The sequence below is a fragment of the Sphingomonas sp. SP3 genome, assembly GCF_058514305.1.
In genome coordinates this window covers 727,810-742,492 of sequence record NZ_JBZSOE010000001.1, presented here as the reverse complement: position 1 = coordinate 742,492, position 14,683 = coordinate 727,810, and the positions used below count along the sequence as shown (strand labels likewise).

General features: G+C 64.7%; 13 protein-coding genes. 10 read left to right on the top strand and 3 right to left on the bottom strand.

The annotated features are described in order from the left end of the window. The first annotated feature begins 39 nt into the window (after positions 1–39). Positions 40–621 (top strand): DJ-1/PfpI/YhbO family deglycase/protease, encoded by a 582-nt coding sequence (locus AC4K8G_RS03930; protein ID WP_491732869.1) that lies wholly within the window; start codon positions 40–42, stop codon positions 619–621. A gap of 54 nt (positions 622–675) precedes the next feature. After that, positions 676–1,197: a hypothetical protein gene (locus AC4K8G_RS03925; protein WP_491732868.1), complete on the top strand. Its 522-nt coding sequence runs from the start codon at positions 676–678 to the stop codon at positions 1,195–1,197. Here the strand turns inward: AC4K8G_RS03925 and AC4K8G_RS03920 are convergent. After that, complete coding sequence (locus tag AC4K8G_RS03920) at positions 1,194–1,463, bottom strand: hypothetical protein (protein ID WP_491732867.1); 270 nt, start codon at positions 1,461–1,463, stop codon at positions 1,194–1,196. The two genes, AC4K8G_RS03925 and AC4K8G_RS03920, sit on opposite strands and share 4 nt — an antisense overlap. Before the next feature lie 335 nt (positions 1,464–1,798). On the opposite strand from AC4K8G_RS03920, the gene AC4K8G_RS03915 reads away from it, so the two are divergent. Beyond that, positions 1,799–2,446, top strand: a complete 648-nt coding sequence (locus tag AC4K8G_RS03915; RefSeq protein ID WP_491732866.1) for a S24 family peptidase — start codon at positions 1,799–1,801, stop codon at positions 2,444–2,446. Here the strand turns inward: AC4K8G_RS03915 and AC4K8G_RS03910 are convergent. Then, on the bottom strand, positions 2,443–2,616 hold the full coding sequence (locus tag AC4K8G_RS03910; RefSeq protein WP_491732865.1) for a hypothetical protein: 174 nt from the start codon (positions 2,614–2,616) through the stop codon (positions 2,443–2,445). The two genes, AC4K8G_RS03915 and AC4K8G_RS03910, sit on opposite strands and share 4 nt — an antisense overlap. A gap of 117 nt (positions 2,617–2,733) precedes the next feature. Between AC4K8G_RS03910 and AC4K8G_RS03905 the strand changes: the two genes are divergently transcribed. The 7 genes from AC4K8G_RS03905 to AC4K8G_RS03875 all read left to right on the top strand — a co-directional run bounded on the left by AC4K8G_RS03905 (position 2,734) and on the right by AC4K8G_RS03875 (position 13,704). After that, positions 2,734–2,943, top strand: a complete 210-nt coding sequence (locus AC4K8G_RS03905) for a hypothetical protein (RefSeq protein ID WP_491732864.1) — start codon at positions 2,734–2,736, stop codon at positions 2,941–2,943. Between the two features lie 101 nt (positions 2,944–3,044). Beyond that, positions 3,045–5,057, top strand: a complete 2,013-nt coding sequence (locus AC4K8G_RS03900; protein ID WP_491732863.1) for an autotransporter assembly complex protein TamA — start codon at positions 3,045–3,047, stop codon at positions 5,055–5,057. Between the two features lie 2 nt (positions 5,058–5,059). After that, on the top strand, positions 5,060–9,235 hold the full coding sequence (locus AC4K8G_RS03895) for a translocation/assembly module TamB domain-containing protein (RefSeq protein ID WP_491732862.1): 4,176 nt from the start codon (positions 5,060–5,062) through the stop codon (positions 9,233–9,235). A gap of 14 nt (positions 9,236–9,249) precedes the next feature. Next, complete coding sequence (locus AC4K8G_RS03890) at positions 9,250–9,486, top strand: hypothetical protein (protein ID WP_491732861.1); 237 nt, start codon at positions 9,250–9,252, stop codon at positions 9,484–9,486. 132 nt (positions 9,487–9,618) lie between these two features. Then, positions 9,619–11,031: an amino acid permease gene (locus AC4K8G_RS03885; RefSeq protein WP_491732860.1), complete on the top strand. Its 1,413-nt coding sequence runs from the start codon at positions 9,619–9,621 to the stop codon at positions 11,029–11,031. Further along, a complete protein-coding gene (locus AC4K8G_RS03880; protein WP_491732859.1) occupies positions 11,024–12,319 on the top strand; it encodes an MFS transporter in 1,296 nt (431 codons plus the stop codon). The genes AC4K8G_RS03885 and AC4K8G_RS03880 overlap by 8 nt, the downstream gene beginning before the upstream one ends. Beyond that, a complete protein-coding gene (locus AC4K8G_RS03875; RefSeq protein ID WP_491732858.1) occupies positions 12,319–13,704 on the top strand; it encodes a hypothetical protein in 1,386 nt (461 codons plus the stop codon). Before AC4K8G_RS03880 ends, AC4K8G_RS03875 begins: the two co-directional genes overlap by 1 nt. Here AC4K8G_RS03875 and AC4K8G_RS03870 read toward each other — a convergent pair. Beyond that, the gene (locus tag AC4K8G_RS03870; protein WP_491732857.1) at positions 13,701–14,615 is read right to left on the bottom strand and encodes a PilZ domain-containing protein; all 915 of its coding nucleotides are present in this window, start codon (positions 14,613–14,615) and stop codon (positions 13,701–13,703) included. The two genes, AC4K8G_RS03875 and AC4K8G_RS03870, sit on opposite strands and share 4 nt — an antisense overlap. Positions 14,616–14,683 lie beyond the last annotated feature (68 nt).

The window sequence follows — 14,683 nt, the reverse complement described above, 5'->3', positions numbered from 1 at the left end:
GGCGGGCAGGTTCCTGAGGTCACGCGAAGGAGATTAGTAATGCCGCTGATTCCCGAATCCAGAATCCTCATCGTCGCGACTGACGGTTTTGAGGAATGGGAGCTGTTTGGCCCGCTCGAAATCCTTCGGAAGCGCGGGGCCGAGGTCGTGCTTGCCTCACCCAAGCTCGACCCGATCCAGGCGACCGTCCATGACGATCCCGGCAAGACGATCCGCCCTCAGTTGACGGTCGATCAAGCCAATGTCGACGATTTCGATGCCCTGATCCTACCCGGCGGAGTTAGAAACCCCGATCAGTTGCGCATGAACGCCGGGGCGATCCAGCTGATCAAGGACTTTGACGGGCAGGGCAAGCCGATTGGCGCGATCTGCCACGGCCCGTGGCTCCTGGTCGAAGCCGACCTGCTGCGCGGCAAGACCGCGACGAGCTGGCCCTCGATCCGCACCGACCTGCGCAATGCCGGCGCGAATGTGATCGACGAAGCCGCGGTCACCGACGGCAATATCGTCACCAGCCGCAATCCGCAGGACGTGGAAGCGTTCACGAATGCGATAATCGACCTGATCGAGAATGCGCCGGAAGTGACGGAAATCCGCCATCCAAGCGAGCTTCCCGCTTAGGGACGTTGCGGCTCTAAACCGACTAGCAAGGAATTTGGATTATCCGCCGCACGCATGGCGAGTGGGGTTCAAAGGATCGAGACGCTTGTTGGCGCGGCGGCTGCTGCTGCGCTGGCGGCAGCGCTGGGCTTCGCGGTCTATAAAGTTGCGTCAGGCTTTACGACGCCGCCCGGCTTCATCACTGTGGCCACAATCGCATCCATCATCGGATTCATCGCGGGCCAGAAGCTCGTCCGGCTGTTGGAAGGTGGCGCCAAGCCCTTTGCCCAGCCGGTATTCGACATTTTGAAAATCGAGCCGGTTGAGACTGACGCTCTTCAAGTTCTTGAGCTCACCGAAGCCGACCGCTTCGTTCCTGTCGTCGAAGAACCGTTGATGCTCGACGATGTCCTTCCCGGCGTTTCTCCGGACTCGCGGGTCGTTCGGCTGTTCGATCGGGCTGCAATGCCGACGCCAGGCCAGATGCAGGCCCGGATCGACCGGCACCTCAACGGGGGGACCTCCCAATCCCCGTCCCCCGACGCGTCTGAGGCGCTGTTCGAGGCCCTGGCGGACCTCCGCCGTTCGCTTCGTTAGTCGGCGGTTACCGTCAACGCTTCGATCGTCAGGCTGATCGAGCCGTCGAGTGCCCGTTTGGGTGCCCCCAGCACCGCAATGTCAGCAACATATTGGCCTGGGATGCTGCACTCGGCATCCTCCAGCCGGTCGCAGATGCGATCGACGACCGCTCGCGCGTCTGGGCCGGGTACGCGCATTTCGATCTGATGCCGCTCGCCGTTGAACGTCAGCGAGCGCCAATCGACCGAATGAGCTTCGGTAAGTAAAATCCTATCACGAGGCACTCGGGCACGCCCGATCAGGGCTCGGATAAATGCCGAGGCCGCGTGCGACATCGCGATTTTGATCATTGCAGCGCCTCCAGATAGGCGCGGACGCGCGCGATAGTCCGGGGCCGGGGATCGGCGGCCGTTGCGCAGATCAAACACAAACCTTGGATCTCCAACCACTTCCCGACCGAAGCGGGTCGGAGCTGTGTCATTTTGACGAAGAAATTTTTCTACTTCTCTGAGCAAATTCACGAGTTGCGTCCTTATAGTCTCAAGCGACTCGGCAACCGCTTAAATTCCAAGCGAATTCCTACTTGTCTAGGCACTTACCTATCACTAAAAGGACGTTAATGCTTTCGGATCCGCGCCTATTAATTGAGCGTCTGTGTGCCGAGCGTGGCGAAGATTTTGCGGGCCTGTCGCGAATGCTCGGTCGAAATCCTGCCTACATCCAGCAGTTCGTCCGCCGCGGTGTCCCCAAGCGCCTGAAGGAAGATGAAAGGCGCAAGCTCGCGCGTTACTTTTCAATCTCTGAATCGCTGCTTGGGGGCCCGCCGGAGGAGCCGAGCGAGGCGGCGGGACTACTCAGCGTCAAGCGGCACCCTGTCATGGTTTCGGCGGGTCCGGGATCACTGGTCACCGAGGAACTGGGGAAGCCTTATTTCGCGTTCGACGAGCGCTGGTTGAAGGCACTGACGTCGAGTGGGCCGTCAAAACTGTCGATCGTCCGGGTCGAAGGCGATTCCATGACACCGACCCTGAATGCCGGAGACGACATTCTTGTCGACCTTGGTGACTGCATGGAGCGCCTTCGGGACGGCATCTACGTGCTGCGCATTGACGATGCGTTGGTGGTCAAGCGCATTGCCCTCAATCCGCTCGGGCGCCGGGTGACGATCCAGTCGGATAATCCCGCCTACCCGGACTGGCCCGATTGCGAGTTGAATGACATTAATTGCATCGGCCGCGTGATCTGGTCGGGACGAAAGATCGTCTAGCCGGCGCGGCGCCGGTCGACCAACCATAGGAGTAGGGCGGCGAACGCGCCGAACGCCGTGCCGGCCAAGACACCCTTCATCGGATTATCGATCGCCAAGCCGGCGACGAAGCCCGCCAGGATGAACAGGGTGAGGAAACATCCCCCGGCTTTGGCGCTCGGTCGCTGCATGAAGCGCGCAATGCCAAAGGAGGGACGTCAGCGCCAGCCTCCCGAAAAGATGGTCAACGAGCCGTTGACGACATTTGTCGGCAGTCGCGAAACAGGCTGCGATGTACATGCTTTGCCATGGAGAGCCTGTTCATCCATGGCCGCGGCGCCCTTGCCGATGCAGCCGACCTGATCGAGCGCTTCGGCGACGACGCTGCCTATGAGGCGGCGGCGCGTGCCGAACGCAGCCGCGACATCGGCAATGTGGCGCACTTTTGCCACTGGCGGCAGATCGAGCGCGTGATCGCAACACTGAGCTGCGACGAGGTCGTCGGCACCGTCCACTAAGTTTCTGATTTCGCGAAAAGATAAGCCCGGCGCGCAACACCAGCGAACCGGCGCATTGATACTGGCGCCGTTCAGGAGTGCTGGCTAAGGCTGGTAACCGAATGAGCGGGCGGGGTTCACGGGCGATTGCCGCGCGGCTGCTATGCGCGGCCGCCTCGGCTGCATTGGCGGGCGCGCCCGCGTTCGCGCAAGACGCGCAGCCACCGCCTTCGCCACCGCCGGATGCGGCCGAGCTCGATCCGTCGGCTCCGCTCGCGCCGATGCCCGACCTCGGCGTTGACTGGCCCGACCTCAACGCCAAGGACGCCGAGCCCCCACTGACCCAACCGGCCGGTCCCAAGGGTCAGGCCGCGGCATCGGCCGTGACCGACGAGAATAACGAAATCCGCTACACGGTCGAAGTCGAAGGGCTGGCCGCGATCGGCAATTCCGAAGACCTGCTGAAGGCCTTTCGCCAGCAATCCGCTCTCCAGGCGGACCGCAAGGACCCCGCCAACGCGGCGCAAATCGGACGGCGTTCGAGCGCCGATGCGGATCTTTTGACCGAATTGCTCCGAAGCCAGGGCTACTATGACGCGACCGTGGAGGCGCGGACGGAGGCCGCAGGGTCTCAGCTGCGCGTCATCCTGGCTGCCGATCCGGGAACGCAGTACCGCTTCGCGTCCGTAGAACTGCCCGGGCTGGAAGCGGCCGGCGAGGACGCCGCGAAGCTGCGCGATGCCTTCGCGGTGAAGGCCGGCGACCCGGTGATTGCGCAGGACATCATCGCCGGCGGCCTCGAGCTCACTCGAAAGCTGGGCGAGGAAGGTTTCGCCGGCGCGAGGGTCGGCGAGCAGGACATCGAGATCAATCACCAGACGCATCTCGCGACCCTCAGCCTGCCGGTCGACCCGGGCCCGGTCGCGCATTTCGGCAAGATCACGGTCAGCGGCAAGCCGCCCTTCAGTAGCCGCCACGTCGCGACCATCGCCAGGTTCAAGGCGGGCGATGCATTCAAGCGATCCAAGGTCGACGACCTCAGGCGCGCGCTGATCGCGACCACCCTGGTGGCCAATGCCGACATCCAAGTTGTGCCGAGAGACGACGGGCGGACCGTTGACCTCAACGTTCGGCTCGAGCCTGCCCCCTCGCACACGATCGCCGGGGAACTGGGTTACGGGACGGGGCAGGGTGCTCGCCTCGAAGCGAGCTGGACCGATCGCAATTTCTTCAATCCTGAAGGCGCGCTCACCTTGCGCGGGGTGGCGGGCACCGCCGAGCAATTGTTCGGCGTGCAATTCCGCCGGTCCAATTTCATGCGGCGCGATCAGACCCTCAACCTGCAGGCGACCGCGTCACACCAGAATTTCGACGCCTACGAAGCGAGAACCGTACTGCTTGCCGGCAACATCGAGCGGCAGAGCAATTTCATCTGGCAGAAGAAATGGACCTGGACCTACGGGGCCGAGCTTCTCGCGACCGATGAGCGCGGGGTATTCAGCGATGCCGGCGTCAAGGACACGCGGACCTTCCTGATCGCCGCCGCGCCGCTCAGCCTTGGCTATGACGGCAGCGATAGCCTGCTCGACCCGACGCGCGGATTTCGCCTGAGCGGTCGCATCAGCCCCGAGATCTCCGCCCACGGCGGCCAATTCACTTATGCCCGCACCCAGTTCGATGCGAGCGCCTACCACCCGATCAGCGACAATGTCGTCGCGGCCGGCCGGGTGCGGCTCGGCACCATCCTCGGCGCCGGGGTCTACGATATCGCGCCATCGCGGCGCTTCTATTCGGGCGGCGGCGGATCGGTGCGGGGCTATGGCTACCAGCGCCTGGGACCGAAGGACGTCGATGGCGACCCGATCGGCGGGCGTGGGCTCGCCGAATTTGCGCTCGAGGCGCGCATCCGGCTCAAGCAGTTCGGCGGGAATTTTGGCGTAGTACCCTTCTTCGACGGGGGATCGCTGACCACCGAGGCGCTGCCTGACTTCAAGGACTGGCACTTCGCTGCCGGGCTCGGGGTCCGCTATTATTCGAGCTTCGGGCCGATCCGCATCGATGTCGGCGTTCCGTTGAACCGTGAGAAGGGCGACGGGCCGGTCGCGGTGACCGTCTCGCTCGGGCAGGCCTTCTAGCAATGGCCGAGGCGGCGGTCGTCACCAGCGGCTCCGAGCCTCCGCCGCCGCGCCGGTTAAGGCAGGATTGGCCGCGGCGGCTGCTCAACGAGCTGTTCGCGTTGTTCGTCGCGCTGCTGTTCGTGCTCGCCGTCGCCCTGGTGTTGCTCGACACCGCCCCTGGCCACCGTTTCATCGTCGACCGGTTGGGCAAGTTCGAGACAGCATCGGGGCTCAACATCCGCATCGGTCGGATCGACGGGTCGATTTTCGGCAAGTCGCAGCTGCGCAACGTCACGGTGTCGGACACCAAGGGCGTGTTCCTGACCTCGCCCAACATCAAGCTCGACTGGGCGCCGGGCGCCTGGCTCTACAACAAGCTGTCGATCGACAGCGTGACGGCCGAGCGCGTCAGCCTGATCCGGCTGCCCAAGCTCAAGCCGAGCACCAAGAAGGGGCCGATCCTGCCCGGCTTCGACATCCACGTCGGCGAGCTAAGGATCGACCGGCTCGACATTGGCAAGGCGGTTGGCGGCCAGCCGCGTAGCGGCCGCCTCATCGGCAAGGCGGACATTCATTCGGGTCGCGCGCTGGTCGAGCTCAAGGCGCTCATCAACAATGGCGGCGACGACATCACCTTCCACCTCGATGCCGAGCCTGACCGCGACAAGTTCGACCTGTTCGCGCGGGTGATTGCACCGGCCAACGGCCTGGTCCCGGCGATGATCGGCACGAAGCGGGCGATGAACCTGGAGATTGGGGGCAAGGGCAGCTGGTCGCGCTGGCGCGGCGCGGCGAAGCTCGACCTATCCGGGCGTCCGACGGCCCGTCTTGCGCTCGGCGTGGACAGCGGCCGCTATCGGCTTCAGGGCAGATGGGCGCCGGCTCAGTTCCTGACCGGGAAGTTCCAGCGGCTGACGACGCCGGTCGTCGACATTCGCGGCGATGGGACGCTCAAGAACCGGATTCTCGACGGCCAGTTCTCGATTGGGTCGCCCGAGCTACGCGCGGTCGCGCGCGGCGGGCTCGACCTCGCCAACAATGAGTTCAAGGCGCTTCGGCTGGGGATCGACCTGATCAAGCCGCCGGCCCTGTTCCGCAACATGTCCGGGCGAAGCGTGCGGATGGTGTGGACCTTGAACGGGCCTTTTTCGACCGCCGACTATTCTTACCGGCTGACGTCCGAGTTCGTGCAGTTCGACAACACCGGCTTCACCGGTCTTCATGCCGAAGGTCGCGGACGCCTGACGCCGTGGCCGATGCGCGTGCCGATCCGGCTGTCTGCGCGCGCGATCACCGGGGTCGGCGATGTCGCCGGTGCAATGCTCGCCAACCCGAGGATCGAAGGGTGGCTCGCGATCACGCCGAAGCTCGTCCGCGGCGACGGCCTCAAGCTCACCAGCGCCAAGTGGAACGGCAAGATCGCGCTCCTCATCGACCTCGTTACCGGCCGGTTCGAGGTCAGCCTGTCCGGTGCGATGCAGCGCTACCTGATTCCGGGCCTTGGCATCGTCGACGTCGTCACCGACCTGCACGTCGAACCTGGCCCGAACAACAAGGGCAGCCATGTCGTCGGCACCGCCAAGGCCTGGGTCCGGCGGCTGGACAACAGCTTTTTCCGCGACCTTACCGGCGGCCTGCCGTCGCTTACCACCAACCTCGAGCGCGGTAACGACGGGATCGTCCACTTCTCCAACCTGCAAATCTATTCGCCCAAGCTGAGGCTGTCGGGCGGGGGGATGCGCTTCAAGGACGGCACGTTCCACATCACGGCTTCCGGACGGCAGGCGAAATACGGCCCGGTGAAGCTGGTGCTCGACGGCCATATCGAGCGGCCGCGCATCGACCTGCTGCTCGACCGCCCCAACGACGCGCTCGGCATCCGCGCGATGCATTTGCTGCTGCTGCCGACGGCTGCGGGCTTCGATTACAAGGCCAGCGGCGGCTCAAAGCTCGGGCCGTTCACCAGCGCTGGCCAGATCCTGCTCCCGCACAATGCGCCAACGGTGATCGCGATCGCCTCGCTCGATGCCGGCGGCGCGCATGCGAGCGGCAGCCTCCGCTCCGACCCGGGCGGGTTTAGCGGGCGGCTGATCCTCGCCAATGGCACGCTTGGCGGAACGCTCGATTTCTCGCCGGTGGCGGGCAACCAGCGGATCGACGCGCACCTCACGGCCAACAACGCCAACTTCCCCGATGCATTTGCGGTCCGAAGCGGACGAGCCGACGGGACGATCATCCTCGCGGACGACCGCACGACCATCGATGGGTCGGTGGACGCACGCGGCATTTCTTCTGGAGCTTTGTCGCTCGCGCGGCTCACTGCCAACGCCAAGCTGGTCAATGGCGTCGGGCAGGTTCGCGCGGCCTTCGCCGGTCGGCGTGGCGCGGCCTTCGCCTTCTCGACTTTGGCCGACATTTCGCCCGACACGATCCGGCTGACCGGAAGCGGGCGGATCGAGCGCCAGCCGCTGGTGCTCAACCAGGCCGCCGTCCTCACTCGCGAGGGCGATGGCTGGTCGCTTGCGCCGACGAACCTGAGCTTTGCCGGCGGCACCGCGACTGTCTCGGGCCGCAGCGGCTCCCGGCCCGAGGTGCACGCGCAGCTGATGGGCATGCCGCTTGAAGTGATCGATCTGTTCTGGCCCGGAACTGACCTTAGCGGCTCGGCCACCGGCCGCCTCGATTATGCGTGGAAGGGCAATCGCAGCGGCCGCCTCGACCTCAAGGTCCGCGGCCTGAGCCGCGCGGGACTGGTCCTGTCGTCCAAACCGATCGACGTCGGCGTTGCCGCGATCGTCAACGGCAACCAGGCGGCGATGCGCGCAGTGGCGGCAAGCGACGGGGCAATCGTCGGGCGGGCGCAGGCGCGCTTCGCGCCGCTCGGCGGCGGGCCGCTGATGGCTGAGTTGCTCAACGCACCGCTGTTCGCGCAGCTTCGCTACACCGGGCCGGCGGACACCTTGTGGCGGCTGACGGGCAGCGAGATCATCGACATGTCGGGCCCGCTTGCGGTTGGCGCGGACATCAGCGGGCGGCTGGCGGACCCACAAATCCACGGGTCGCTGCGGACGCAAAACGCGCGTCTCGAAAGCGCCGTCACCGGCATGTCGCTCACCAACGTCTCGAGTCAGGCGCGCTTCTCGGGACCGCAGCTGATCTTTTCGCAGATTTCGGGAACAACGTCCGGCAACGGCTCGGTGACCGGGAGCGGTTCGATCACTTTCTCGGGCGGCAAAACGCTGCTCAACCTGTCGTTCAACGCGAAGCAGGCCTTGCTGCTCAACCGCGACGATGTGGCGGCGCGCGTCACGGGCCCGTTGCAGATCAAGTCAGACGCCAACGGCGGGACGATTTCGGGCGACCTGCACCTCGACAAGGGCCGCTTCCAGCTTGGCCGCGCAAGCTCCGCCGCTGCCGTGCCGCAGCTCAACGTGCGCGAAAGCGATCTCGACCCCGAAGACGTGATCGAGGTTGCCGACCTTCATCCGTGGAAGCTCGACTTCAAGCTTGCCGGAAGCGACCTTCAGGTCGTTGGCCTGGGCATCAACAGCCGCTGGACGACCAAGCTTCAGGTTGGGGGTCTGGCCGACGCGCCGCGCTTCACCGGGCGCGCCGACCTCGTTCGCGGCGACTATGATTTTGCCGGGCGCAACTTCAAGCTCGACCGCGGCACGATTCGCTTCCTCGGTGAAAGCCCGCCCAATCCCTTGCTCGACATCCACGCCTCGGCGCAGGTCCAGGGGCTTGATGCGAGCGTGATCGTCACCGGCACGGGGCTCAAGCCCGAGATCACATTCGCCAGTACCCCGCCGCTGCCGCAGGACGAGTTGCTGTCGCGGATTCTGTTCGGAACCTCGATAACCAACCTTAGCGCGCCGGAAGCGCTCCAGCTCGCTTCGGCCGTGGCGGCGCTCCAGTCGGGGTCGGGCAGCCTCGACCCGATCAATGCGCTTCGCCGCGCGGTCGGTCTCGATCGACTGAGGGTGGTTCCGGCCGACGTCGCGACCGGCCAGAAGACGGCGATCGCAGCGGGCAAGTACATCACGCGCAAATTGTTCGTGGAGGTCGTGACCGACGGGCAGGGCTATTCCGCGACCCGGGTCGAATATCAGATGACGCGCTGGTTATCCCTGCTGTCGACCGTCTCGACCATCGGCCGGACCAGTGCCAGCGTCCGGGTCAGCAAGGATTATTAGCCTGAGGCCGTCCGATGAAATTTGTCGATGAGTGCCAATACACGGTGAAGTCGCTCGAGGACTTTCTGACGGGAGGTGGCGGGGCGTGGGACTGGGACGACTTCACGAGTACATCATCAAAATATCCAGAGCTGGAGCGTATCCGGAGAGCCGCGCTCGCTGTTGAATTGCCGCTGGACGATGATGGGCGGCGTGTTCTCGAAGCTCTCTTGGATGACGCGAAAAGGTTTTGTGCGGAGAACTCGCAGTGAGAGCCAAGGCGCGATCACGCGTCGCGAGGTAATGTCTGCAATGGGTCGAAAGCAGCCATAAGCTTCACGCCATTGCGCGACCGGCGTCCGCGCGGCTAGGCTCCAATCCGAGGGGAGGGGGGAGCCCTAAACATGAAGAATTGGAAATTCCGCAAGCCCGTAGTCGCTCGCGAGGACATGCCCGAACAGCATCGCCTCAAGCAGACCCTCTCCTGGCCGCACCTCGTCGCGCTCGGCGTCGGTGCGATCGTCGGCACCGGAATCCTGACACTGATCGGCGTCGGCGCGGGCAAGGCCGGTCCCGCCGTCATCCTGTCGTTCGCCATTGCCGGTGCGATCTGCGCCTGCGCCGCGCTCGCTTATGCCGAAGTCGCGACGATGATCCCGGCGTCGGGATCGGCCTATACTTATTCCTACGTTGTGTTCGGCGAGCTGATCGCCTGGATGATCGGGGTCGCGCTGATCCTTGAATATACTCTTGTCGTCAGCGCGGTCGCGGTCGGCTGGTCCGGCTACGCCGCCGGCTTCCTCAAATCGGTCGGGATGGCCCTGCCCGACTCCCTCATACAGGGGCCGGAGCTGGGCGGGGTCGTCAATGTCCCCGCGATCTTCATCATCTGGGTCGTGGCCGGCCTGCTGATCGCCGGTACGCGTGAAAGCGCGACGCTGAATGCCATCCTGGTGCTGATCAAGCTCGCCGCGCTGGCCCTGTTCATCGCGGTTGCGCTGCCGGTGTTCAACGCCGACCACTTCCAGCCTTTCATGCCCTACGGTTTCCCGCGCAGCGGCCCGTCGGGTAGCGAGGTCGGCGTGATGGCCGCGGCGGCGATCATCTTCTTCGCCTTCTACGGGTTCGACGCGATCGCGACGGCCGCGGAAGAGGCCAAGAACCCGAGCCGCGACCTTGCCATCGGCATCGTCGGATCGATGGTGGTGTGTGTCATCATCTACATGGCGGTCGCCGCCGCCGCGATCGGCGCGGTCGCTTATTCGGGCTTTGCCGACAGCGCCGAGCCACTTGCGCTTATCCTGCGCGATATCGGCCAGCCATGGGCCGCGCGAATTCTCGGCGCGTCCGCCGTGATCGCGTTGCCGACGGTCATCCTAGCCTTCTTCTTCGGCCAGAGCCGCATCTTCTTCACTGTTGCTCGCGACGGCCTGCTGCCGCCGTCGTTGGCCAAGGTGTCGAGCCGCGGATCGCCGGTCCGGATCACTATCTTCACGGCGATCGTGACCTCGATCTTCGCGGGGCTGATTCCGCTGACCGCAATCGCGGCGCTGGCCAATGCCGGCACACTCGCGGCGTTCATCGCGGTGTGTGCGGCGATGCTGGTCCTTCGCAAGCGCGAGCCCAATGCCGTGCGCAAGTTCCGCGCCCCCGCCGCCACCCTTGTCGCGGTCATCGGCATCTTCGGCTGCATCTATCTGTTCATCAGCCTGCCCAACCGGACGCAGATCTTCTTCGTCTGCGCGCAGATCATCGGGCTAGTGCTGTACGGCATCTACGGCAGCGGCGCGGCGGAGCGGGCTCGCTCCCGTGCCTGACGTCGTCGCTCGCCCCCGGCGGAGTCGCTTCAGCAACATCGTCGGGGGCAGCGCCGGCAACCTGGTCGAATGGTTCGACTGGTACGTCTATTCGGCCTTCGCGCTTTATTTCGCCCACATCTTCTTTCCCAAGGGCGATGCGACCGCGCAGCTGCTGAATACGGCGGCAATCTTCGCGGTCGGCTTCGTGATGCGGCCGATTGGCGCCTGGGCGATGGGCGTCTACGCCGATCATAAGGGCCGCAAGGCGGGCCTGATGCTGTCGGTGTCGCTGATGTGCATCGGATCGCTGATGATCGCCTGCGCGCCGAGCTATGCCAGCGCCGGGGTGCTGTCGCCGACGATCCTGGTGCTGGCGCGGATCATCCAGGGCCTGAGCCTCGGGGGCGAATATGGGTCGAGCGCGACCTATTTGAGCGAAATGGCCGACCGCGACCGGCGCGGTTTCTGGTCGAGCTTCCAATATGTCACGATCATCGGCGGCCAGCTGACCGCGCTCGCGCTGCTGGTGGTGCTTCAGATCTTCCTCGGCGACGAGGCGATGCAGGCGTGGGGATGGCGGATCGGGTTCGCTGCCGGCGCCGTCCTGGCGATCGTCGTCTATTTCATCCGCCGCGGGCTCGACGAAACGCTGAGCTACGAGAATGTCGCGGCAAAGGCCGACCGCCGCCGCTCGACCGTTGGCAACCTGTTCCGCGACCATCCTCGCGAGGCATTCCTGGTGATGGCGCTGACCGCGGGCGGGACCGCGGCCTTCTATGCCTACACCATCTACATGCAGAAATTCCTCGCCAACACGAGTGGCTTCGACAAGGCGACCGCCTCGCGGATCATGACCGTGGCGCTGACGGTGATGCTTGTGATCGGGCCGATCGGCGGTCGGATTTCCGACGCGGTCGGGCGAAAGCCGCTGATGATCTTTTTCGGCGTTGGCGCGACGCTGTTCACTTACCCGATTTTCGTCGCGCTTGAGCAGACCAACAACGTGATGACCGCCTTCGCCCTTGTGATGGCGAGCCTGATCATCGTCAGCGGCTACACCTCGATCAACGCGATCATCAAAGCCGAGATGTTTCCGGCCGACATTCGCGCGCTCGGCGTGGCTCTGCCGTTCGCGATCGCCAACGCCATCTTCGGCGGCACGGCGGAATATGTGGCGCTCTACCTCAAGAACATCGGGCATGAGCGCTGGTTCTACATCTACATCGCGGGCCTCGCCGCGATGTCGCTGATTGCCTACGTCAGGATGCGCGAGACAAAGACCAGCAGCCTGATCGAGGAAGATTGATGGACGCCGCCGATTCCTCGCGGCGGAGCTTCAACCTCGCGCTGATCGTGGCGCTGTTTGTCGCGATGGTTCTCGGGAGCTCGGCCACCATCTTCAACGACGGCGACGTCAGCTGGCACATCGCGACGGGCCAGTGGATCTTCGCGCACAAGGCCATCCCGCACACCGACCCATTCTCGTTTACCTGGGGCGGCAAACCGTGGGTGGCATTTGAGTGGTTTGCCGAAGTGCTGCTGGCGGGCGCTTTCGCTATTGCGCGCTATAGCGGCGTCGCGGCGCTGGTGACGGCGGCGCTGATGGCGCTGCACGCCTTCGTCTTCTTGAACGCGACTAGGTACGTCCGGCCGTGGGTCGCGGCGGGTTCGGTCGTTGCGATGGATCTGGTGCTGATCCCCATGATGCTCGCGCGGCCGCATGTCCTGGCCTGGCCGTTGGTCGCCGGTTGGACCTGGCTGATGCTGCGCACGCGGGAGCAGGACCGTGCCCCGCCGCTCGCGGCGGCCTTGCTCATGGTCGTCTGGGTGAACCTTCACGGCAGCTGGGTGATGGGCCTCGCCATCGCCGGAGCCTTTGGGCTGGAGGCGCTTGTCGGGTCGGAGGACAAGGCCAGGGTCCTGAAACAATGGGGGCTGTTCGGGCTGGCCTGCCTTGTCGCCTCATGCGTCAATGCGAACGGAGTTGACGGGGTGCTTCATCCCTTTCGGGTCGCGGGGCTGCAGACGCTCCCCCTGATCGACGAGTGGAAGCCCTCCAGCCCGCTGGTCACGCCAATCTTCTTCGTCGTTCTCGCGGCGGTGCTGGCCCTGCTGTGGATCAAGCGCCCGAAACTTCCCGCGATAAGGTGGCTGCTGCTCGGCGCGCTGCTGATGCTCGCCTTGTTTCAGGTGAGGCACCAGGCGATCCTTGCGATCGTCGCGGCAATGATCGTCCCGAGCGGTTTCGCGAGACGCGCCGAGAGGAGTTCTTCGGTGGCGGGTTGGGTCGTGCCGGCCGCAGTGGCGCTCGCTGCTGCCGTGCGGGCGTCTCTTCCGGTCACGGTTCCGGAAAACGAGGCCAATCCCTGGCGGCTGATCGCTGCAATCCCGCCCGAGCTCAGGTCACAGCCCGTGCTCAACGGCTATGCGATGGGCGGTCCGCTCATTCTGTCAGGAATGCGCCCGTACATCGACGGACGTAGCGATATGTACGGCGATGCCTTGGTGTTCGATTACAAGCGGATCACTGACGGCGATGCGGCGTCTCTGGATGCTGCGGTGAAGCGCTGGAATCTCCGCTGGGCGATCCTGCCGCGTCGTTACACGAAGCTGGTGGCGTTGCTCGACCGGTCGCCCGGCTGGCGGCGGATCAAGGAAGACGAAGCGGGACTGATCTACGTTCGAGCTTAGCCGCCGAGCGAACGGGCCATTTGATCGATCGTCGAGCGCTTCCAACCGGGCGCCCACGGCTCTTGGTTGCCGAAGGCGGTTTCCGACGTGGCGGTGTTTGCCGTGACCTTGGGTTTCGACCGGGCGAGTTCTTGCACGTCGAACGGTTGGCTGAACGCGAGACCAGATTGTCCGCCGCGGGTCCACCGGACCGTTGCCTCAAGATTTCCGGCCGGTCCGAGATCGAGGAACACGAGCGCACCTTCCGGCAAGTCATAGCTGCCTTGAACCAGCGCGCCGGTCACCGAGATGTTGCGGATGCGCACAGGCTCTGAATCATAGTCGTGATAGACGACTCCGCTCCAGATCAGCGGATGGCGGGTCGCGGCGCGGCGCTTTTCGGCCTCTTCGAGGACCTCTTCTTCCGCGGGCGTGTCATGCCTCAGCGGTTTAATCACCGCATCCGGGAAGCTCTTCTGGATCACGGCCCGCAGCAGCGCGTCGCGGCCTTGGTCGTCGCAGCGGATCTGGGTCTCGTGCGCAAACTCGAGGCCCACCCGCTTGCCCTTGATCCAGCGGACCGCGCATTCGAGCTCTTCGCCCTCGCCCAGCACCAGGCCAACCGCGTCCCACAGCATCAGATCAAGCTGGCCGGACACCATCGCGCCGCCGCCGGAGAGATTGATCAGTTCAACCGCGTGTTCGGAACCAGCATGACGAAGGACGGCTTGCTCGCTTGAAAGGCGGTGGCGGTCGCCGTCGCGCTGATCGCCACGGCGCGATTCCGCTCTCGGAACCGGCACGCCGACGAGGCCTTCGGCTGACGAGTCGATTCGGCCGTGCTTGTCGCGCACGACCAGGTCGTCGTGCCGTCCGCCGCGTCCGGAGAGCACGGCGGACCGGAAGCTGTTCGCGGTCGGCTCAGCCGTCATAGGTCCAGAATGGACCCATAAGGTTATCGAAAGGTAAGTTTTCGGCGAATTGCCGCGGATGATGCCGA

Bases quoted from the DNA above. Each gene is read 5' to 3' on its own strand.
- AC4K8G_RS03930 (WP_491732869.1), top strand. From the start codon at position 40: ATGCCGCTGATTCCCGAATCCAGAATCCTCATCGTCGCGACTGACGGT.
- AC4K8G_RS03925 (WP_491732868.1), top strand. From the start codon at position 676: ATGGCGAGTGGGGTTCAAAGGATCGAGACGCTTGTTGGCGCGGCGGCT.
- AC4K8G_RS03915 (WP_491732866.1), top strand. From the start codon at position 1,799: ATGCTTTCGGATCCGCGCCTATTAATTGAGCGTCTGTGTGCCGAGCGT.
- AC4K8G_RS03910 (WP_491732865.1), bottom strand. From the start codon at position 2,616: ATGCAGCGACCGAGCGCCAAAGCCGGGGGATGTTTCCTCACCCTGTTC.
- AC4K8G_RS03905 (WP_491732864.1), top strand. From the start codon at position 2,734: ATGGAGAGCCTGTTCATCCATGGCCGCGGCGCCCTTGCCGATGCAGCC.
- AC4K8G_RS03900 (WP_491732863.1), top strand. From the start codon at position 3,045: ATGAGCGGGCGGGGTTCACGGGCGATTGCCGCGCGGCTGCTATGCGCG.
- AC4K8G_RS03895 (WP_491732862.1), top strand. From the start codon at position 5,060: ATGGCCGAGGCGGCGGTCGTCACCAGCGGCTCCGAGCCTCCGCCGCCG.
- AC4K8G_RS03890 (WP_491732861.1), top strand. From the start codon at position 9,250: ATGAAATTTGTCGATGAGTGCCAATACACGGTGAAGTCGCTCGAGGAC.
- AC4K8G_RS03885 (WP_491732860.1), top strand. From the start codon at position 9,619: ATGAAGAATTGGAAATTCCGCAAGCCCGTAGTCGCTCGCGAGGACATG.
- AC4K8G_RS03875 (WP_491732858.1), top strand. From the start codon at position 12,319: ATGGACGCCGCCGATTCCTCGCGGCGGAGCTTCAACCTCGCGCTGATC.
- AC4K8G_RS03870 (WP_491732857.1), bottom strand. From the start codon at position 14,615: ATGACGGCTGAGCCGACCGCGAACAGCTTCCGGTCCGCCGTGCTCTCC.